Source organism: Citroniella saccharovorans (assembly GCF_035481615.1).
Classification (GTDB): Bacteria; Bacillota; Clostridia; order Tissierellales; family Peptoniphilaceae; genus Citroniella; species Citroniella saccharovorans.
The window spans coordinates 711,441-733,745 of record NZ_JAYKOT010000003.1 but is presented as its reverse complement, the minus strand read 5'-3'; the positions used below and the strand labels follow the sequence as shown (position 1 = coordinate 733,745).

Here is a 22,305-nt window from a genome sequence, read left to right as displayed (position 1 = left end):
TTATGAAAATTTTCTAACAAATTTTATATAAAAGTATTTAAATATATGATAGTATTTATAATGAGGTGAATGAATTGAAATATATTGGTATAGATATTGGTTCAACAGCTAGTAAAGTTTATATAATTGGTGAAATAGATCAATACTTTGTAATTCCAACAGGTTGGAATTCTAAAGAAACCGCTCAAAAAATTAAAGAAATTCTTCAAGAAAAATACAATATAAATCCAGAAGATGAAAATGTTAAAGTTGTTACAACTGGATATGGAAGAGTATCAGTTCCCTATCAAAATAAAAATATTACTGAAATTACATGCCATGGAAAGGGTGCAAGTATTTTAAGTAATAAAGACAATATTACTGTCATAGATATTGGTGGTCAGGATACAAAAGTTATTTCAGTTGTTGACGGTAGAGTTGATGATTTTATTATGAATGATAAATGCTCAGCAGGTACTGGAAGATTCATTGAAATAATGGCCGATAAATTGTCTTTAAGTCTTGATGAACTATTTGATTTAGCAAAAATAGGTAAAAATATTAAAATAAGCTCTATGTGTACAGTTTTTGCTGAATCTGAAATAATTTCACTTATGGGAGCTGGTGAAAAAAAAGAAAATATAGCAAGAGGAATAGTCTCATCGGTTATAACGAAAGTTAAACAACTTGCATCAAGAAAATTAGATGACAAGGAACTCTTTTTAACTGGTGGATTAAGTTCCAGTCCAATTTTTTTAGAACTTTTAAACGAAGAAATGGGAATGGAAGTTTCAACTAATAAACTTGCTAAATATGCTGGGGCTATAGGTGCAGCAAGTATAGCTAAAGAAAAATTTGGAGGAAAATAAAATGTTAAATTTAAAAAAAGATTTACCTGAAATATTTGATGATTTTGCAGAAAATAGGCAAAATTCTTTTATTAGAGTTAAAGAATTAAAAGATAAAAATATCCCAATAGTTGGAGTTTTTTGTACATTTTTTCCTAGTGAATTAGCTTTTGCAGCTGGTGCAAGTTGTATATCTCTATGTTCAACTTCTGATGAAACTATCCCTGTAGCTGAAAAAGATTTACCAAAAAATATTTGTCCACTTATTAAATCATCTTATGGATTTGCAATTACTGATAAGTGTCCATTTTTTTATTTCTCAGATATAGTAATTGGAGAAACTACTTGTGATGGAAAAAAGAAAATGTATGAGTATTTAGGAAATTTTAAAGATGTTCATGTTATGCAGCTACCTAACTCCATTTCTCCAGAAGCCAAAAAACTTTGGATGGCAGAAATAGTAAAATGCAAAAAAATTCTTGAAGAAAAATTTGAAACAAGTATCACCGATGAAAAATTAAAAGAAGCCATAAAAGTGGTAAATAATGAAAGATCAGCCCTAAAAAAGTTTTATAATTTGATGACTGCTGATAAGCTTCCTATGAAGGGATTAGACCTTTGGCATGTTCTTGAAGGTATTCAATATGAATTTGATAAGACTGTAATCCCTGAATATATTGATGAAGTTATTGAAAAAATAAAAGCTGAAAATAATGAGTACACAGGTGAAAGAATTCTAATTACTGGATGCCCAATAGGAAAAGCTACAGAGAAAGTAATCGAAGCAGTTGAAAGAACAGGAGCTATTGTTGTTGCATTTGAAAATTGTGGTGGAGCTAAAGCAAATGATCTTAATGTAGATGAAAATAATCCTGATCTTATAGAAGCTTTAGCAGATAAATATTTAAAAATTGGATGTGCTTGTATATCCCCTAACCCAAATAGAATAGAACTGTTAACTAGAATGATTAAAGATTTTAAGGTTGATGCAGTAATTGATATGCACCTTACAGCCTGTCAACCATTCCAAATGGAATCAAAGTCTATAAAAGAATTATCTGAAATCCTAGGCGTAAGATATATGGCAGTTGAAACTGATTACTCGACTTCAGACATTGGTGGATTAAATACCAGAATAGAAGCATTTATAGAAATGTTATAAAAATTGCTGAGTTAGAATATTTTTTCTAACTCAGCTTTTTATTATTGCTATTCTAATTTAATCTTTCATCAATATATTTTTCAATTTGTAATAGCTTTTTCTTAGATTTATCTTTATCCATATCTCTAGAATAAATATAAAATTTTATCTTAGGTTCAGTACCTGATGGTCTAACTGCAAACCATGATCCATCATCAAAAAGAAATTTTAAAACATCACTTTTTGCAAGACCAGTATCAGAATTTAGATAGTCTATCATTTTAACTAAATTCATATCCCCTATTTTTTCAATCTTTTCATTTCTAAATTTACTCATAATCTCTTTAATTTTTTCTCTACCGTTAATCCCTTCAAGAACTACTTGATTTAATTTTTCAAAGAAATATCCATGTTCTTCATATAATTTTTCTAGAACATCTAAAAGAGTAAGACCATTCTTTTTATAGTATGCAGCCATTTCTGCAATCATCATTGAAGAGTTTACTGCATCTTTATCTCTTACACTTCCTGTGTAGCAATATCCAATAGATTCTTCAAACCCAAATAAATATTTCTTATCATTTGTTTTATCTAGTTTATTAGCGACTTCAGCTATATTTTTAAATCCAGTAAGAACTTCTACAAGTTCTATACCATACTTTTCACATATATATTTTGTTAAATCGCCAGTTACTATTGATTTAACAACAACCTCATTCCCTTTAAGTTTCTTTTTGGCATTTAATCTTTCTAGAATGTAATTTACTAGTAGGGCGCCAATTTTATTTCCATTAAAAAATATATAATCTCCGTTTTTATCTCTTACTTCTATAGCTGCCCTATCGCAATCAGGATCTGTTGCAATTAGAATATCACTAGCCTCTTCTCTACCTAATTTTTCTGAAAGTTTAAAAACTTTTTGATTTTCAGGATTTGGATAATTTGTTGTTTTAAAATCTGGATCTGGATCTAGTTCTTCTTTTACATAGAATAAATTATTAAATCCTCTCTTTTCTAAAACTTCTCTTACTGGAATACTACCAGTACCATTTAGTGGAGAATAAACTATTTTTATGTTTTTATCTATATTTTCATCTTCAATCTTTTTATTTAAAATATCATTGATATATTTTTTATAAATTTCTCCATCTAGATACTGAATGATATTCTTATTGAATCCCTCTTCCAAATCAATTAATTTTATTTCTTCAAAAGAAATTTTTTCTACCTGTTCTTTTATTTCTCCTGCTAAATCTTCTAAGATTTGTGAACCTTCTTCCCAGTAAGCTTTATAACCATTATAATTTTTTGGATTATGAGAAGCTGTTATCATAACTCCTCCCGCAAGTTTAAGTTCTCTAATAAGGAAAGATAAAAAAGGTGTAGTACCATTTTCTTTTTTTAGATATACTTTTATACCATTGGCAGCAAAGCATCTTGCTGCCATTTCTGCAAACTCTTTAGACATATGTCTAACGTCGTAAACAATTGCTATAGCTTTTTCAGCATAAGTATAATCTTTACTATTTATAACATTTGAAAATGCTTGAGTTGCTAAACCAACTGTATAGATATTCATTCTATTGCTACCTGGTCCAATAATTCCTCTTAAGCCAGCAGTACCAAATTCAAGATTTTTATAAAACATATCTTCAAGCTCTTCATTGTCTTTAACCGATAGCACTGCTTTTTTGTCGGCCTCATCAATTACATTTGAATTAAGCCAATTTTCCAAATTTTTTTTATACATAAGTCCTCCTATTTTTCTACTAATCTAATCTACTATAAAAAATATATAAAAGCAGTATAAAACGATGTTTTGTAAAAATCATCTAAAGCTGATATATATTTTTTTGACCAAGACGAATATTCTAAATAAATTTTATTATTTTCTTTTCTTAAGCCTGTAATTGTTACCCAATGAAACTTCAATACCTTATTTGGATTGTCCCAATTTACTGCAATAACAGGTAGATTTATATTTAAAGCTCCAATTATAAATCTTTCAATTTTTAATTTATTATTAGATAAAACAAGTGTTTTAGCTTTGTATTTAAATGAATAATCTTTAGATATTGCATTTAACGCCGATTTAATATTAAATAAAAAAGGTTGTCCAAAAAGTCCAATATTAAAGTATTTTGCAATTTTCTCTGAAAATCTAATAAATTCATTATAATTATCTTCAATAAATAGAAAATTATATTTTTTCTGGCTCTTTGAAATATAATATAAATAATTACTTAAGGCTATAATTGAACATCCTCTATCCTTATTATTTTTTTTGCTTAAATCAGCCTGATTTCCTCCAAAATATTTATTTTCTATAATAAATTTTTTTTCATCTATTGAATAGTATTTACTCATTCAAAACACATACACTTTCATAGGCTTTAACTTCTAAATTATTATGATCAATTATATAAGGGTTATTATATCCATCGTAAACAACCTTGCTCTTATTTATATTTTTTAAAAAATAAGCTTCAGACCTTGCATTATGAACTATTGTTAACTGACTATTATCTAGATTTATTTTATATATAATTACTCCACTATTGCCGCTTTCAAGAAATTTTAGATTATCTTTAATTTCACTTTTATCTAGAGTAAAAAATTTTATAAAGCGCTTCCTAAACTCTATCATTTTTTTATACTTTAAATAATGATTATAGTACTTTTCCTTGTATGACCAGTCAATTGCATTAACATCTGTTGAAGCATTATAAGAATTTTTACAATTTTTTTTATCTCTTAAAAATTCATTTCCAGCTACAAAAAAAGGGATTCCTTGAGATGTCATAATAATATTAAAAGCAAGAATAGAAGTCTTTTCTATAATCTTTTCATCTTTGATATTAAGTCTTAGTCTATCAGAAATAATAAGATTGTCATGAGAATTAAAGTAGTTTATAGACTCCTTTGGGTTAATAAAGTTTCCCCACCTTTTTTCATCATAGAATATAGATCCAGCAATGCCACATTCGATTTTATTTTTTAATTCAAATTTTCCTGATATGAAACCGGAAATATTATCATCTAAATTTCCCTTAATAGCATCTCTGAAGCTGTCATTAAAAAAACCAATATCATTTCCAGAAATATTTAAAATATTAGACATATTATTCTGATCCAAAACAGTGCATCCTCCAGTCCAAGGTTCCCCGTATAAAATTACATCCGGATCAAATTCTTGTAATATCTTTTTTGCTTGTAGCATAGTTTCTTTATCAATTAATCCCATTAAGTCAAATCTAAATCCATCTACCATATATTCTTTTTGCCAATAACTTAAGGAGTCTAAGATTAATTTTCTTGCAAAAAAATTTTCACTGTTGATTTCATTACCACATCCAGAACCATTTGAAAACTTGCCTTCAAATAATCTATAATAATAATTTGGTGCAAGTAAATTTAAATTTGATTCTAAAGACTTAAATGTATGATTATAAACAACATCTAAAATAACTTTTATACCTGCTTCGTGAAACTTTTTTATTAGTTTTTTAAGTTCTATTATCCTAGAGTATGGATCTATTGAAGAGGTTGAATATGAGCCTTCTACAGAGTTATAAAGCTCAGGATCATAGCCCCAATTATAGTTATCTGTATCAAAATCTTTAGAATTATCTTCATCTACACTTATAAAATCGTAGATTGGCATAAGATGCACGCAGTTTATCCCAAGTTCTTTTAAATGATCAAGTCCAGTAGAAAAATTATTATATTTAGTATTATCTTCTGTTAATCCTAAAAATTTTCCTCTATTAAATATTCCACTATTCTCATTAAAAGTATAATCTTTTATATGCATTTCATAAATAATTATTTCATCTTTTTTTATTAAAGGTTTTTTGTGCTTTCTAAAATCTTCAATATCAGTTTTTTTTATATCTCCTATAAAAGATCTAATTGAGTTTTTACTAGAAAAATATGAATATGGATCGGTAACTTCATATTTATCTTCTATTATATAAGTATAATAATATCCCTCGTAATTACCTTTTAAACATAACGAGAAAACATTATTTTTAACTATCATTGAATATTCTTTGAAAAATTCAGTTTCTTGATTTTCATATAATCTAAGTTTAAGTTTATTTCTTGTTGAAAAAACTTTAAAAATAGATTTATCATTGAAATAACTTAAACCTAAACCAATACTATCTAAATCTATCTCCATACTATTTAATCCTTCTCATTTCTTTAATTTCTGAATAGATCAATTCTCTAGCCTTCTTATAACTTGAAAAATCATTAAATATCTTATAAGCATCACCATAATTTAATATTAATACTAAAAAATCATCTATATTGTAGTTAAATTTTAATGACCTATCTTTTCTTAAAAATTCAAAAAGCTTTTCAAGAGAATTATCTTGATTGGCAATTAATGGACTTTTTAAACTAAGAATTCTTGAACCAAAAGATTCAAATTTAGATCTATTTAATTTAGAATAATTAAATTTACCGAATGAAATATCTTCGTAAATATCACAAGCTTTTAAATATGGTTTAAGCATACTTCTAGAATAATTTTCAAGGAATACAATTTTAATTTTATCTCTTATTGAAAGATCTTTATTAATCATCTCCATTGAAGCATAAAGAAGCTTTAAAAATTCCTTAGCAAAATAATATCCAAGCTGAGCCTTGCCAGATAAAAAATAAACAGTAGCAACATAATCTAAGTGTGAGTTTTCTTTTAACTTCATATAATCATATAAGATAGAAAAAAGCAAAAGGATCTGCCTATTATACTCTGTAAATTCTTCAAAATACATATCATAGATGTGATTAGGGTTTAATACGATCTTTTTTTCATCTAAAATATTTTTAGAAATTAAAAACTTGCAAATATATTTTTCATTCCTACATTTAGAACCTCTTTTATACATTTTATTTACATATTTAATAGCTTGTTTTAAATCATAAACATTACAAGAAAGAACTCTCCTTAATCTATCTGTTCCGAATATATTCATAGGCTCTAATTTATTCATAATACTAATAAAAGTAAAGAGTTCCTTAATATCAAGCTTATTTATAAAATCTACTATATCCTCATAAAATTCAAAGCAGACTTCTTTGATATAATCTAAATTATATTCTTCAACATCCATAAAAGAATTATAAAAAATATAAAAATTAATATTTTTAAAAATACTGATTATCTCACTATCTTTTAATCCATATTTAATAAGTTCCTTATAAAATACACCTAAAAATAATATCGTATCTTCTCCAAAGAGAGATATAGATATGTCATTTAAGTGAATTTGTTTTTTTTCTAATCTTTGAGTTATATCTAAACTAATTGATTTGAAGAAAAAATATTTTTGATAAAGTTTTATTTTCTTTTCATTTTCTAGCCTAGTTTTTGGATACAAAAATTCAATAATAGACTGTGCAAAAATTTCTTTTTCATAATACTTATCTACATCATCTTTAAAAATATTATATCTTTTGGCTTCATTATTTTCTATATCAAACAAAACAAATTTGCTACTTCTGTTTCCAAATAAACTAACTTCCTTAGAAACTGATTTTATCTTATTGTTTGCAATTTTAAAACTATAAATACTACCATCATTTTCTAAATATTTACATCTATCTAAATATGAACTTGAAAATTCTTCCTGTCCCTCATCAGAAAGTGTTTGATAAAAATTTCCTGACCTATATCTTAAAGCGTACAGAAGGCAGCTTTTATCAGTGCTTTTTTCTTCAAATTCAGCACTTGCCATATCGCCTATATCAGAAAGACCTATCTCGTATTCTTTTTCATAATTATATAAATCATTTAAAGTTAAGGAATAATTTTTCAAAATTTGAGAAATTTCTTTTTCAATCTCTAGTCCTTCAATTTTTGCCATTAAAATTTTATCAGGCATATATTCAAATGAAATAATTATTTTATTGAATTTGTTTTCAATATTTAAATAATTTAAATCTATATATTTATTAATAGCCTTATATACTTGACCAATTGAATAACTTTTATTAGAAGAATTATCTATTGATAATATATCATTAAAACTTATCATAATACTTTATACATATTTATATAATCATCCGCTCTTTTTTGCCCAACTAGAATCAGTATTCATTGCATTTTCTCTTAACTTATAAAAACTTTCTTTTTTATAGATTGAAATCGCATATTTTATTGTAAATAAAAGCTCATGAGCATTGATATTTTCGAAAGAAAATCCGTTACCAGTATTGTCATATTTATTAAATGGAACTACTGTATCTTTTAATCCGCCTGTTTCTCTAACTATTGGTAAAGTAGCATATCTCATTGCTATCATCTGGCTAACTCCGCAAGGTTCGATTATTGATGGCATAAGTAGAAAATCTGCAGCGGCATATAGTCTATGTGAGGTAGCTTCGTCAAATTTTATTAAAGCTCGCAATTTATCAGGATATCTGTAAGAGAGCTGTCTAAAAATCATCTCAAATTTTCTATCACCTGTACCTAATACTACCAATTGAATATTTTCTTGAAGAATTTCATCTATTACTCTTACAATTAAATCTAAGCCCTTCATACTTACAAGTCTACTAATAAGTGTAAACATTGGAGTTTCAGCATCTTCTTTAAGACCTAGTTCTTTTTGTAGTTCAAGTTTATTTATTGATTTTTTATCAATAGTTTTTAAACTATAGTTCTGATAAATAAATTTATCATTAACAGGATTCCAATAACTTGTGTCAATACCATTTAAAATTCCTCTAAATTTAAAATCGTATTTTTTGATAATGCCTTCTAAATTTTCTCCATAAAATTCATGTTTTACTTCTAATGCGTAAGTTCCTGAAACAGTATTAAACTTATCTGAAAAAACAATTCCACATTTCATAAGATTAATAGAATCATAAAATTTTAATTCTTCTTCATTAAAGTAAGATTCATCCAAGCCTAAAAACCATAATAAACTTTTAGGAAAAATTCCTTGGTATTTTAAATTATGGATAGTATATATTAATTTAATATTAGAGTAGAAACTATCTCCTCTAGAAAAATCTCTAACAAAAAGATTTATTAAAGCTGTATGCCAATCATTAGTATGAACAATATCAGGTTTTTGATTTAAATATTTAAAAAGAACTGTTACAGCTTTTGAAAAGTAGCCGAATCTTTCTCCATCATCATCATATCCATACAGACCATCCCTATTAAAATAATCTTCATTATCTATAAAATAATGAGTAACACCATTATGCACAGTTTTAAATACACCAGTATAAATATGCTTAAATGATAAATCTACATAATAATATCCAATATATTCTAATTGATATTCTAAGTTGTATTTTATTTTGGAATAAAGAGGCATAACTACACTTATATCAATATCTTTTCTTTTTAATTCTTTAGGAAGTGACCCAGCAATATCAGCTAATCCACCGGTTTTAATAAATGGTGTAGCCTCTGAGCATATATAAAAAACTTTCATCTATTCAGACCTTTCTATTATTGAATTCTTACTTATCACATATGGTGCTTGATTTGAACCAACTAATGTTACTCCATTTTTTATTTTTACAAATTTATCACTTATCACATTTACAAGTATGGAATTTTCTCCAACTACTGTATCTTGCATCAATATACTATTTCTAATAATAGAATTTTTACCTATCTGTACTCCTCTAAATATTATAGAATTTTCGACCTGTCCGCTTATTTTACAACCATTGGCTACAAGTGAATTTGTAACCCTACATCCAGGATTATATAAGCTTGATGGTTCATCTTTTGACTTTGTATAAATCATTTTTTCTCTGGAATAAATCTTATTAAAGATCTCTCTATTTAATAAATTCATAGATGAAGAAAAGTAAGTTCTTAAATCTTTAATCACTTCAACATGATCGGTAACTTCATATAGTCCAATTTTAAGACTATCCATTCTCTTTAATATAGCTTCTACAAGAGTTGAAGAATCTCCTTTTTCAACAGATTCTTTAATAATCTTAATAAAAAGCTCCTTTTTTATAAAATATTTTCCCAAAAACAGATTGAAGCGATCTTGAGTTCCTAGATTTATACTAATATTAAATAACCTTCCATTTTTATCTAACGTTATTTTAGGACTTTGTAAAAGTAAGGCATCTTTATCTTCTTGGCTTTTATATAAAAATAAAACATCTAGGTCCTCTTCAATAAATTTATCAAAAGGTGTTCGTAAATTTAAAGATGTTATAGTCATAGGATCTGCAATAAAAATATTATTAGCACTTGATTCTTCATAAAATGTTAAAGTTTGATAGTAAGAATTAATTTCATTTCTAGCTATAGAAGATTCATATATAGGTGGAAAAATGAAGATACCATTTCGTTTTCGGTTTAATTCCCATGGCTGACCGTTTCCTATGTGATCAAGGGTTGATCTAATATGAGCTTTTCCATATATAACAACATTTTGAATTGAATTATTAGTCATAGTTGACAAAGAGTAGTCAATGATTCTATATCTACCACTATAAGGTAACATATAATCAGGTCTTGTGTCACATAATCCGCCATAAGTTTCTTTGTTTTGTCCACTATTTATAACACCAATACATTTATCCATATTTTACTCCTCTATAATTTCGTCCTCTGACACTAGATTAACTTTATTATTATCTTCACTGCCAACAATTTTTCCTTCACATATTTTAACTTTTTCTAATATAACTGAATTATATACTTTTGCACCACTTGCTATTTCTGCATAAGGAAGAATAACTGAGTTCTTCACAACAGCATCCTTTTCAATTTTAACTCCAGAGAAAAGTACGGAATTTTCTACAGTACCGCAAATTTCACAGCCTTCATTTATTAGAGTCTTACTTACACTTGCATCATCTGAAATATAATGTGGAGGTAAATTTTCTGATTTTGTATAAATTTTCCAATCTTCATCATATAAATCAAGCTTATTATTTGGATCTAAAAGATCAAGGTTAGCTTCCCAGTAACTTCTAATTGTACCAACATCTTTCCAATATCCATCAAATTTCCATACATAAAGGTTTCTTCCCTCTTTTAAAAGTTTTGGTAAGATGTTTTTTCCAAAATCATGGTCTGAGTTTACATCTTCATTATCTTCTATTAAAGCTTTTTTTAATAGAGGATAGTTAAAAATGTAGATACCCATTGAAGCTAAATTACTCTTTGGATTTTTTGGTTTTTCTTCAAACTCTTCAATTTTAAAATCCTCATCTGTGTTCACAATTCCAAATCTTGAAGCATCCTCCCATAAAACTGTCATAACAGGAATTGTAACATCAGCTGCTTTTCTCTTATGATAATCTAAGAGTATATTGTAATTCATTTTATAAATATGGTCCCCTGAAAGTATAAGTACATAATCAGGAGAGATCATATCGAGATAGTCAAGGTTTTCAAAAATTGCATTTGCAGTTCCTTCATACCACCTGCCACCTGATTCTGTTGAATAAGGGGATAAAATTCTTAAGCCCCCGATATTTCTATTATAATCCCATGCAGAACCTATACCAATATGTTCATTTAGTTTAAATGGTTTGTATTGAGTTAAAATTCCTATATCTCTAATATCAGAATTGGTCGAATTACTTAAAGCAAAGTCAATTATTCTATATTTCCCTCCAAAAGGAACTGCTGGTTTAGCAAGCTCTTTTGTCATATTTTTAAGTCTTGACCCTTGTCCACCTGCTAACAGCATACAACACATATTATTATTACTTTTCATTTTTATCCCTCTTTTTTTCTATAATTAGAGCTCCAAATGGCTCTAAGTTTACATTTATATAATATTTTTTATATCTAAAATCTTGTCTAATTGCTTTATACCATGAATTTTTTTCTACATTACCACCATATTTTTTATGACTAGCATTTATTAGTATTGAATAATTACCAGCTTCATCTACTTGAACTTTATAATCTTTTCTATATACAGGAGTAAAATTAAAAATACATATTAATTTATTTCCATCTAAATCAACTCTTTCAAAAGCAATTGTGGACTCTAAGGCATTATTTACATCAAGCCAATTGAATCCTCTTGGATCATTATCTAACTCATATAAAGGTCTTGAATTTAAATATAACTTTCCTAAGTCTTTAACTAAATTAAATACTCCTTTATGTAAAGGATATTCAAGAATAGAAAAAGTAAGTTCTTTAAATTCGTTCCACTCGTCAAATTGAGCAAATTCTCCACCCATAAATAAAAGCTTCTTTCCAGGTTCTGAGTAAAAATAAGTATATAATAATCTTAACTGTTTAAATCTATCCTCATAGTTACCAAACATCTTATTAAGCATAGATCCTTTAGCATGAACAACCTCATCATGACTAAAAGGTAAAATAAAATTTTCTGTATATTGATAATATATTGGAAAAGTTAAAGCCTTATGATTATCTTTTCTAAATAATGGGTCCATGTTCATATATTTAATTATATCATTCATCCAGCCCATATTCCATTTAAAATCAAACCCTAAGCCACCATCAACTACTTTTTTACAAATATTAGGATAAGATGATGACTCTTCTGCAATAATCATAATATCAGGATAATATTCTTTTACTTTTGTATTAAATTCTTTAATAAAGCTAATAGCATTTGGATTTATATTGCTCTTTAATTCTTCATTATAATTTAAATTTTTAATATCATAATATAAACTATAAGAAACAGCATCTAATCTTAGTCCGTCTATATGATAATAATCTAGCCAGTAAAGTGCAGAAGAAATTAAAAAGTTCCTAACCTCTTTTTTGCTTAAATCAAAGTTTAATGTTCCCCAATCATAATTTTCAGCCAAATTCTTATCGCTTGACTCAAATTGTGCTTTTCCATCAAAAGATCTAAGCCCATGGTCATCTTTAACAAAATGTACAAAAACAAAATCTAGGATAACTCCTATACCATTTCTATGAAGATAGTCAATCAGGCTCATTAATTCTTTTGGATTTCCAAATCTAGATGTAGGATTAAAAAATCCAGTTGTTTGATATCCCCAACTGCCATCAAATGGATATTCCATTAAAGGCATAAACTCCACATAATTATAATTAAGTTTTTTTAAATATTTAACTAATTCAATCTTTATTTCATTATAATTAATTTCATGTCCATCTTTTTTCTTCCATGATAATAAATTCATTTCATAGATATTAATTGGACTAGATTGATAGTCTATTTTTTTTCTATTTTTTAAAAAAGATTTATCTTTCCATTCATATCCTCTAAGTTCAAAGACTTTTGAAGCAGTTTTTGGTCTTATTTCTGAATAAAATCCATAAGGATCTGTTTTATATCTAACTTCTCCAGTTTCCGATACAATTCTATATTTATATTTATCAAATTCTGCTACTCCTTCAACAGTAATTTCCCAAAGTCCGCTGTTAGATATTCTCTTTAATGGAAGAGAATAATCATCCCAATTATTAAAGTCTCCAATTAAATTAACATATTTACAAGAGTCTGCCCAAACTATAAATCTAACCAAATTATCTCCTACAAAATGTGCTCCTAAAAATTCATAGGATTTATAATTTTTTCCTTCGTGAAAAATATGGGCATATAATTCTAAATTATTCGAATAATAAAAGTTCATTATAGTACCCCCTTTTAATATATTATATCAGATTATAAGCTAAAATTACCCACAATATAGTTAAAAATATGTAAATAAATATATAAAATACTTAATAAAAATTAAAATTAATTAATTATATTTTACAAATATTTAATAATTTGTTATAATTAAATCCTAAGGGGGCGAAATGGTTTCGACGGGGATGAAGAGCCTTTAGTAGCGAGTCGTTTTATCTAGAACGTTAAACTAGATAATTAAATTTAAACGCAGATAATAATAATTTTGCATTAGCTGCCTAGTTGCAGCCGGCACAGAAAGGATTCCGCAAGTCTTTTCTCTTGCCTCATTATATTGCGGCAATTTCGGTTTGCAAAACTTTGAGCCTATCGAAACATTTTATAAAGTTAGGCATAAGACTTATCTCTTTAACTAGATTGTCTTTGCTGAATTAATTATAGTTAAATACACTCGTAGAAGCTAACTGTGAAGCATTTTCGGACGTGAGTTCGACTCTCACCGCCTCCACCATAATTTATTTAATAATTTCAATTTAAAAAAATATAAAAAGCTAACCTTATTAATAGTTTGAAATTCCTACTTAAACTATTTCTAAGGCTAGCTTTCATTATTCGTCCATTATTATTTTTGGCATTGGCTTTTGAGATATTAATGTATTTTTCCAAAGTTTATTTGATTTTGGTGATGAGAATACACAGGAGATTATTCTATCATCCTTTGCAAATTTAATTGATCCCAAGTGTTTTTTTGAAATAACCCCCCTATCAATTTCGTAAATTAATAACTCATTTAAATTCTGAACTAATAGAAGTCTATCATCAATAGAAGTATAAGCATCTATTGCTCCTGGTACCTTATTTTTTATACTTTCCCAAGTTATACTTAGCTTATTATTACTAAATATATCTATAATAGGATTAATAGGAAGTTTTATATCTTTAATTATAGCTTCACCATTTTCTTTCTTTATAATAATATTTGTTTTAAACTCCCATTTTCCATTATTTCTTCTAATACCAATATTTTCTGGATCGTAAAATTCTTCAACCTTTTTACTATCAACTTTTTCTGGTAGGTTTTTAATAATTTCATCTTGCATTACCTTTAATCCATCTTCTCCAGCTATTTCTATTATATTAGACTTTTTATTATTTTCTATATTTGAATAATTAAATAATCCATAAGTTTTATCTGAACTAGTGTATTCTGTATTTTCTATTCCTATGAAATCTTTTCCTATAAAAGAGATTTGAATATTTTTCTTGTTTCCAAGATTATATCTACTAGTAACTTTATCACCTTGGGCTAATGGGAATGCATAAATCTGGTCAAAACTTGAGTCACTTCCCATCTTATGTTCAATTCCGATTTTCCAAAACCCCTGATCTCTTGGGTAAATTATATCGTCTACATTTACAACATCTATATAACTCTTATCTTTAATTTCAATAAAGTATGTTTTATAAACATAAGTTAGATTATCATTTGAATCTTTTTTTGGACTAGTTACTCCAATTAATATAGATGGGTATTCACTAATATTTTTTTCTATATTATTATTAACCTCATTATTTGCAATCTCGTTAGCTTTATCAATTATATCTTTTGGTACACCTTCGCTTACTTTCTTGAAAGAAAATAAAATTCCATCATATAAAAGAGTTATATTATTTTCATTTATTAAGTAGATATCCTGATAAAAATATTGTCCATCAGAAATTGTCAAAATTGTACCATCAATATCAATGTTAGATGCATTTATTTTAGTATCATTAAGTTTATATTTTGTATAATCTAAAAAATTAAAAAATCTAGATTTAAAACTTGGTGATATTGTAAATCTATCATCTATTTGGACAAGATTATTAGATATATATATTAAGTCTGTGTTTTTATATTTTTTTTCAAGCTCTTCATTTTTTTGAACTAAAAAGATCTTAGAAGTTAATTTATAAGTTCCCTCTATAGGTGATTTATTATCATTAGGGCTAACTATAGATTCTGACAAGTTAACTTGATCTAAAATTTTAGAATTTGACTTACAGGAGCTTAAAAGAAAAATTAAAAATAAAATAATAAAGATTTTATATTTTTTCATTTTCTTCCCCCTTTGGAAGACTTACTGTGATTTTTGTCCCTTCATTAATTTTACTTTCAATAGTCATAGTTCCTTTATGAAGTTTAACAATTTCTTCGCATATTGATAGTCCTAAACCAGTGTGGGAGTTAGAATTCTTACCCTTATAAAATTTACCAGTTATTAAACTTATTTCTTCTGAATCAATTCCAATTCCAGTATCAATCACTTGTAGGAAAATATTTTCTTCGCTTTCTGAAAGATTAATTAAAACAACTCCTCCAGCTTCAGTAAATTTTAAAGAATTATCAATTAGATTTATAAGAACTTGTCTGAATCTATTTTTATCTATATAAGCTCTAATACCCTCATTATCATAATTTAAAATAAAATCAATTTTTTGATTTTTTGCTCTTGGTAAAAGCTGCTTATGAACTTGTTTTACAATATCCGTAACATTAAAAAATTCTAGGTTCAAAGAGATTCTACCTGAAGTAAATCTTGAAAAATCAAGAAGTTCGTCAACCATATCCTTAAGCCTGTCGCTTTCTTTTTCAATTATATCCAAGCCTTCTTTAGTAATTTCATCTGTACTTAAATCTTGAAGGGTCACTGCCCAGCCTTTAATTGAAGTTAGTGGAGTCCTAAGCTCATGAGAAATAGATGAAATAAAATCATTTTTGATTTTTTCCTTCTCATTTATATTATCAGTTATAAAATTCATTGTCCTTGCGAGTTCACCAATTTCATCATCAGAAAAATTTTTACTTCTTACATCAAATTTACCTTCTGCAAGCTTTTCTGCCACCTTTGTTAAGTCATTAATAGGTTTTACAATAGAATTTGCAATCAATATACTTAAAACTATCATCATAAATACTAAAATAAATCCAAACAATACAAATATTAATGTTCTTTTATAAATAATACTATCTATTATATTTAAGGAACTACTAAGTCTAATTATTCCTACTTGAGAAGTTCTATTTTTAAGAGGCATGGAATAATACATTATTTTGCCACTATCAACTTTTTCAATAAAAGTACCCTCTCGTCCAAACATACTTTCTTCAACATCAGATTTATTTATTGTAGTTCCAGTAGTCAGCTTTCCAGAATTGTCTAACATTACTAAACCAGTATTGTCTAAAATTTGGACTCTAGCTGAGTTTTGTCTATAAAACTGATTTGCATCTTCCAGAATAACCTGAGATAGACTATAATCTGTTAAATAGTTTAAATATAATTCTTGGGAATACTTTGCTTCCGATCTTAGTTGTCCCTCAATTGTTGAATAATAATAGTATTTAACAGAATATATTAAAAACAATTCAAATATAAAAGTTGAAATTATAAACAAAAATAAATATTTTTTTATAATTTTAGTTCTTATAGACTTTTTGCTGTTTTTTATTTTTGCTTCCACCTATAACCTACTCCCCAAACAGTTTCAAGATATTCAGGATGGCTTGGATTATCTTCAATCTTAGTTCTTATTCTTCTTATATTGACATCAACTATCTTTGATTCACCAACATAATCTTCTCCCCAGGTAATGTCTAACAGCTCATTTCTTGAAAATGCTTTACCAGGATTAATCATGAAAGTCGTAATTAAACTAAGCTCAGTTGGAGTTAGTTCAATTTCCTTATTATTTTTATAAAAAGATCTAGAATAAATATCAAGTTTAAAAGGTCCATCCTCAACTGTTTCAACATCATCGTCTTCCTGATTGAATCTTCTAATTAAAGATTTTATTCTTAAAATTAATTCTTTCGGATTAAATGGTTTAATCATATAATCATCTGTTCCAGCTTCAAGTCCTATGATCTTATCAACATCTTGCATTTTAGCAGTTAACATAATAATGCCTATTTTAGGGTATTTTTTTCTTATTATTCTACATACTTCATAGCCATCTATCCCAGGAAGCATAATGTCTAAAATAATAATATCTATATTTACACTATCACAAATCTCTATTCCTTTTTCTCCAGTTTCTGCTTCATATACTTGAAAATCTTCTCTTTCTAGATTAATTTTTGTAAATTTTCTTATACTCATCTCATCTTCAATTAAAAGAATTTTTCTATTCATTTCTCTCACCTCCTAGACTTTTATCAAATACAGCTTTAGCAACTCCTATAAGTCCAGCAAAATTTTTAAATTTAGCAGTTTTTAATATAGGTTTATCTTTTGAATTCGAGTATTTCCTATAATAATCTATTAATTTTTCCCACCATATATCTTTAGAGTCTGTGAACCCTCCGCCTAAAACAACTAATTCTGGATCAATAAAATTGGAAATAGTAGTTATAAAAATCGCTAAATCAGAAATCATTTTATCTAATGCTTTGGCTGCATTTAAATCTCTATCAATTAATTCAATAACTTCTTTTGAGCACAGATCCTTTCCTGTAATTTCATTATAATTTGTAGCAAGTGCCGTACCAGCAATATATCTTTCAGCACATCCTTTTTGACCGCAATTACATTCTCTTCCATTAGGATATAAAATTGTGTGACCTAATTCACCAGCCTTGAAATTTGAACCTAAGATTATTCCAGTATTTTTAATATATAAACCACCACCAAGTCCAGTTCCAAGTGTTAGCATAACAGATGAATCAAAACCTTTAGCAGATCCTTCCCATACTTCAGCTAGTAGTGCCATATTCGCATCGTTTTCTACAACTAAATTTTTTATATATTTTAACTTCAATATCTCTTCCTTAAGATTAATTCCAGACCATCCACTAATATTTCCAGCAAAAGAAATAAATCCTGTATCTGTATTAACAAATCCAGGTGATGTTATCCCAACTCCTACAGTTTTTTCGTTACTTAACTTCTCAATTAATGAGACAATATTATTTAACACTGCGTCCTTACCGTCTTTTGCCCTAGTATTTATTATTTTATGTTCAAGAATTTCTCCATTTTCATTAACAATTCCAGCAGCTATTTTAGTACCGCCCAAATCAATCCCTAAAACATTTCTCATATTGTGTCTCCTAACCTATAAATTCTCTTAAAACTGAGTTAATTGGAATATATTTTTCATCTTCCAATTCAATAAAATAGTCTAAAAACTTTAATAATCTTTTTGCTTCCTTATATACTGCGTTTTCTTTTCCGATTTCTAAAAGTAATTCTTTTGCATATTTTTTTAATGCATTTATTTCATATATAAGTGAAGAATCTAGCTGAAAATCAGCAGAATCTTGATAAGTGAAAATATATTTTCTTTCCCCTTCAAGAACGCTTTCCCAGTGTTCTAATGTATTTAATGCTGAAAAATTTCTATATCTCGCATCTCTTATAAGCCTTCTTAATAATCTTACATCTGTTGTAGATATCCTATTATGCATATCTAAATTAAGTTGAGTTAAAGAGCTTATATAAATTTTATATTTATTCTTTTCTGAAATTAATTTAGTTAGTTCAGGATTAAGTGCATGGGTCCCCTCAATTAAGACAGGATGATTTCTATCTAAATAAATTTTGGTATTTGTTGTTTCACTTTTGCCCATTTCAAAATTATATTTAGGAAGTGTAATTGCTTTTCCATCTAGCAGTGATATCATATCCTCATTAAATCTTTTAATATCAATAGCATTTACGGACTCAAAATCAGGTTTTCCATCTTCCAATAAAACTCTTTCACTTAGACTAGTAAAGTAATCATCAGTAGAAATTAGAAAAGGTTTTTTTCCCCTAACGGTTAATTGAACTTTAATCCTATTCGCTGTTGTTGTTTTTCCTGAAGAAGATGGTCCTGCAAGAAGAATAAAATTAATATCATCATCTTCAACTATTTCGTCACATAATTTTGATATTTCATTCTCAAAATAAGCTTCACTTACTTCTATCAAAAGTCTCTCTTGATTATCTTTAATTATTTCATTAACATTATGCACATATCCTATATCTAGTAGGTTAGTCCATTTTTTCGACTTAGAAAATGATTTTGATAAATTTATTTCTTCTTCAAAAAAAAGATCTTTATCTTCATCAATTTTAAATAATACAACTATTCCTGGATGATATATTTGCAATTTAAAATCAGTAATATAAGAAGTAGATGGAGCTAAATATCCATGAAATGTAAAAGGAATTTTATCTGCAAAATATATATCTACATCTTCCCTATCCAATGTTTCTAGTAAGTCAGTCTTTTCCTTATATCCATGCTCTTTAAAAATCCTTAAAGCTTCTTGTAAACTTACTTTTTTTCTTATAATTTTTATATCTTCAAAAATAATCTTCCTAATTTCTTCATCTAATCTATCTATAAATTTTCTATTAACCTGAACCCCTCTGGAAAATTCTAGGTAAAGACCTCTTCCAATAAAATGTTCTACTGAAACTAATTTATTAGGATAAATTCTATTCAGTGCCAACTGTATTGTAAGTATCATAGTCCTATAAAGAATATTAAATCCATCTTTAGTATTTGCTTTTAATAATTCAATTTTTTTGTTTGGATAAAAGGAATGATTTAGGCTATAGACAGTGTTGTCTATAATAGCACCAAAATAATTGTTTGGATTTTCATAGTTTTGATCTACATACTCTTTTATCGTTTTATAATTCATAAAAATCACCCAATAATTTTTTTTCTATTTCTCCATAATATATATTATCAATTTTAAATTCTTTATTATTAAGATATTCTAAGCCTTTTTCCATGTCACCAAATTTTAATTTATATGCAATAAGATATTGGTTTCTTAAACCATATTTATCATATAAATTTTCATTAACAATTCTCTTGCCATATTTTCTATCGCCAATAATTGGATGGTCTATTTCAGATAGAGATAGTCTAATTTGATGAGTTCTACCAGTAATTAAATTAATATCTAACAATGTATACCCATTTTTACTAATAATTGGAAAAATCTCAGTTATACAATCTTTCCCATCATTACTTACTTCCATCATGTTTTTATTATTTTTCTTACTAATAGTTAGTTCAATTGTTCTATCGGCTTTTACCTCTCCTGAAACAATTGTCCTATATCTTTTTTCTATATTTCTTTTTTTTATACTTAAATTAAGTTTTTTTAATGTCTCATAATTTTTGCAGGCAATAATTAATCCTCTGGTATTTAAATCCAGCCTATTACAAAAGGCTGGTGTAAAAGTTGGAGAAAGTCTAGGTATAAATTCTCCATTTTTAATAAGGTAATTTACATATTTATCTAGTAGATTTTTCCCATAATCATCTTTAGATGCGGCATGAACAAGTAGCCCTTCTCTTTTATAAAGAATAGATAAATTTTCGTCATCATAAATAAAAACTAAATCTTTAAAATCAAGAGAGGAGATGCTTTCAATTTCCCTTAGTTCATTAATCTTCTCATCATACATATAAATATTTACAACATCACCTAATTTTAAAAAAGTTGAAGGTTCAGCTTTTTTTTTATTAACTTTAATCTTTTTTAGTCTAATTTGTTTTTGAATAAAACTCTTGCCAGCCTTATTTAAATATTTCATTAAAAATCTATCTAACCTTTGATCTTTACTTGTTTCATCAATAACTAAATGTTTCAATTTTTACCTCGCCTTATTTTGTGGTATAATATAGATATATATTAATTATACAATAAATAAAAAATAATTTCAGAAAGGATAAAAATGAAAGCAATTAATTTTATTATAGATACTTTATATGATATATTTGAATATATACTTATGCTACTTATTGTAGGAATTGCAGTTTTAGTAATTCTTTGGAGGCTTGAGGTTCTTTTTAATGAACAGCTTCCTATTGTATCTAAAACCTCAAGTGCAATAGAAACTACACTTGGTATTGAAAAAAGTGCTACTTTAAACTCTTCTTTAATAGGTGAAAAAATTAAAGTAAATATATCTGAAGGTACTTCCTTAGAAGGAATAACAAAAATTTTATTTGACTATGAATTAATTTCAGATAAATTTGTTTTTCTAAAACTACTAAATGAAAACTTTACAGATGAAAATAAGCCATCCGGAGAATTTCAATTCACCTATGGCCAATCAAATGAAGATATAATAAATATATTAAAAAAATAAATATACTAATATGAGGCGTTAACATAGTGATTTATCTTAGATTCTCTAGGTGAAAAACTAAAAACGCCTTTTTTTATAAGTTCATTTTTAATGTCATTACTAATTGTATGTAAAATAATCTTATCATAATTAAGTAAAATTATTTCTATAAGTTTTAAGTTAAGCCTGGAAGAGTTTAGAATAAGAGGGTATGAAACTAAGTCCTCCTTGCCTAATATATTAAGCATTGCAAAGGTAGCCTTGTCTTTTTCAATATAATAATTATTTATATTGCACTTACATAATCTGCCTCTACTACATATCTTCTTTCTATTAGGTATAGAATCAAGCTGAAATTTATAATACTTCGCAAGTATATTATAATACTGGTAATTGTACAGGCATTTATTAACTGTATTAAGTTTATTAAAAGGTTTTATATTAAATTTTTTAATAATTTCAAAGTTCTCAATTAAAAACTCTCTTTTATCAATTTCTTCTTTGCTTAGTTTGTCAATAATCAATTCTCTTTCTTTAAGAAAAGATTTTAAAATTTTATTTTCTGTCTCAAACATTTTACTCTTTCTTAAATTAGGCATCCTTTAATTAAAGGA

At 26.7% G+C, this 22,305-nt stretch carries 18 protein-coding genes and 1 other RNA gene; 4 read left to right on the top strand and 15 right to left on the bottom strand.

Going from position 1 to position 22,305, the window contains the following annotated elements:
• Positions 1-74: 74 nt before the first annotated feature.
• Both VLK81_RS05885 and VLK81_RS05880 read left to right on the top strand, forming a co-directional pair.
• Positions 75-848, top strand: a complete 774-nt coding sequence (locus VLK81_RS05885) for an acyl-CoA dehydratase activase (protein WP_324619730.1) — start codon at positions 75-77, stop codon at positions 846-848.
• Position 849: 1 nt separating this feature from the next.
• The gene (locus tag VLK81_RS05880) at positions 850-1,989 is read left to right on the top strand and encodes a double-cubane-cluster-containing anaerobic reductase (protein ID WP_324619729.1); all 1,140 of its coding nucleotides are present in this window, start codon (positions 850-852) and stop codon (positions 1,987-1,989) included.
• A 52-nt stretch (positions 1,990-2,041) separates the two neighbouring features.
• Here the strand turns inward: VLK81_RS05880 and VLK81_RS05875 are convergent, their stop codons facing one another.
• Genes VLK81_RS05875 through glgB form a run of 8 tightly spaced genes read right to left on the bottom strand, consistent with a single transcriptional unit; the run spans position 2,042 to position 13,572 of the window.
• Positions 2,042-3,718 carry a phospho-sugar mutase gene (locus VLK81_RS05875; RefSeq protein WP_324619728.1) on the bottom strand — a complete coding sequence of 559 codons (1,677 nt, stop codon included), beginning with the start codon at positions 3,716-3,718 and terminating at the stop codon, positions 2,042-2,044.
• A gap of 32 nt (positions 3,719-3,750) precedes the next feature.
• Positions 3,751-4,335 (bottom strand): hypothetical protein, encoded by a 585-nt coding sequence (locus VLK81_RS05870; RefSeq protein WP_324619727.1) that lies wholly within the window; start codon positions 4,333-4,335, stop codon positions 3,751-3,753.
• Complete coding sequence (gene pulA / locus VLK81_RS05865) at positions 4,328-6,151, bottom strand: type I pullulanase (RefSeq protein WP_324619726.1); 1,824 nt, start codon at positions 6,149-6,151, stop codon at positions 4,328-4,330. The genes VLK81_RS05870 and pulA overlap by 8 nt, the downstream gene beginning before the upstream one ends.
• Position 6,152: 1 nt before the next feature.
• Positions 6,153-8,015, bottom strand: coding sequence for a glycogen/starch/alpha-glucan phosphorylase (locus tag VLK81_RS05860; RefSeq protein ID WP_324619725.1), 1,863 nt, complete (start codon positions 8,013-8,015; stop codon positions 6,153-6,155).
• A gap of 24 nt (positions 8,016-8,039) precedes the next feature.
• Positions 8,040-9,431 carry a glycogen synthase GlgA gene (glgA, locus tag VLK81_RS05855; protein WP_324619724.1) on the bottom strand — a complete coding sequence of 464 codons (1,392 nt, stop codon included), beginning with the start codon at positions 9,429-9,431 and terminating at the stop codon, positions 8,040-8,042.
• A complete protein-coding gene (gene glgD, locus VLK81_RS05850; protein ID WP_324619723.1) occupies positions 9,432-10,553 on the bottom strand; it encodes a glucose-1-phosphate adenylyltransferase subunit GlgD in 1,122 nt (373 codons plus the stop codon).
• 3 nt (positions 10,554-10,556) lie between these two features.
• Complete coding sequence (locus tag VLK81_RS05845; RefSeq protein ID WP_324619722.1) at positions 10,557-11,696, bottom strand: glucose-1-phosphate adenylyltransferase; 1,140 nt, start codon at positions 11,694-11,696, stop codon at positions 10,557-10,559.
• On the bottom strand, positions 11,686-13,572 hold the full coding sequence (gene glgB / locus VLK81_RS05840) for a 1,4-alpha-glucan branching protein GlgB (protein ID WP_324619721.1): 1,887 nt from the start codon (positions 13,570-13,572) through the stop codon (positions 11,686-11,688). The genes VLK81_RS05845 and glgB overlap by 11 nt, the downstream gene beginning before the upstream one ends.
• Positions 13,573-13,732: 160 nt before the next feature.
• Between glgB and ssrA the strand changes: the two genes are divergently transcribed.
• Positions 13,733-14,082: a transfer-messenger RNA gene (gene ssrA / locus VLK81_RS05835) on the top strand.
• A gap of 97 nt (positions 14,083-14,179) precedes the next feature.
• Here ssrA and VLK81_RS05830 read toward each other — a convergent pair.
• Genes VLK81_RS05830 through VLK81_RS05805 form a run of 6 tightly spaced genes read right to left on the bottom strand, consistent with a single transcriptional unit; the run spans position 14,180 to position 21,211 of the window.
• Positions 14,180-15,670, bottom strand: a complete 1,491-nt coding sequence (locus VLK81_RS05830; protein ID WP_324619720.1) for a hypothetical protein — start codon at positions 15,668-15,670, stop codon at positions 14,180-14,182.
• Complete coding sequence (locus VLK81_RS05825; RefSeq protein WP_324619719.1) at positions 15,657-17,075, bottom strand: sensor histidine kinase; 1,419 nt, start codon at positions 17,073-17,075, stop codon at positions 15,657-15,659. Before VLK81_RS05825 ends, VLK81_RS05830 begins: the two co-directional genes overlap by 14 nt.
• A complete protein-coding gene (locus tag VLK81_RS05820; protein ID WP_324619718.1) occupies positions 17,060-17,746 on the bottom strand; it encodes a response regulator transcription factor in 687 nt (228 codons plus the stop codon). The genes VLK81_RS05825 and VLK81_RS05820 overlap by 16 nt, the downstream gene beginning before the upstream one ends.
• Complete coding sequence (locus VLK81_RS05815; RefSeq protein WP_324619717.1) at positions 17,739-18,653, bottom strand: ROK family protein; 915 nt, start codon at positions 18,651-18,653, stop codon at positions 17,739-17,741. The genes VLK81_RS05820 and VLK81_RS05815 overlap by 8 nt, the downstream gene beginning before the upstream one ends.
• 10 nt (positions 18,654-18,663) lie before the next feature.
• Positions 18,664-20,247: a nucleoside kinase gene (locus tag VLK81_RS05810; protein ID WP_324619716.1), complete on the bottom strand. Its 1,584-nt coding sequence runs from the start codon at positions 20,245-20,247 to the stop codon at positions 18,664-18,666.
• Positions 20,237-21,211, bottom strand: a complete 975-nt coding sequence (locus tag VLK81_RS05805; protein WP_324619715.1) for an RluA family pseudouridine synthase — start codon at positions 21,209-21,211, stop codon at positions 20,237-20,239. The genes VLK81_RS05810 and VLK81_RS05805 overlap by 11 nt, the downstream gene beginning before the upstream one ends.
• An 84-nt stretch (positions 21,212-21,295) precedes the next feature.
• Here VLK81_RS05805 and VLK81_RS05800 point away from each other — a divergent pair, with 84 nt between their 5' ends.
• Positions 21,296-21,712 carry a hypothetical protein gene (locus VLK81_RS05800; protein WP_324619714.1) on the top strand — a complete coding sequence of 139 codons (417 nt, stop codon included), beginning with the start codon at positions 21,296-21,298 and terminating at the stop codon, positions 21,710-21,712.
• Between the two features lie 5 nt (positions 21,713-21,717).
• Here the strand turns inward: VLK81_RS05800 and VLK81_RS05795 are convergent, their stop codons facing one another.
• Entirely contained in the window at positions 21,718-22,290 is a 573-nt protein-coding gene (locus VLK81_RS05795) for a DUF6648 family protein (RefSeq protein ID WP_324619713.1), read from the bottom strand.
• Between the last annotated feature and the right edge of the window lie 15 nt (positions 22,291-22,305).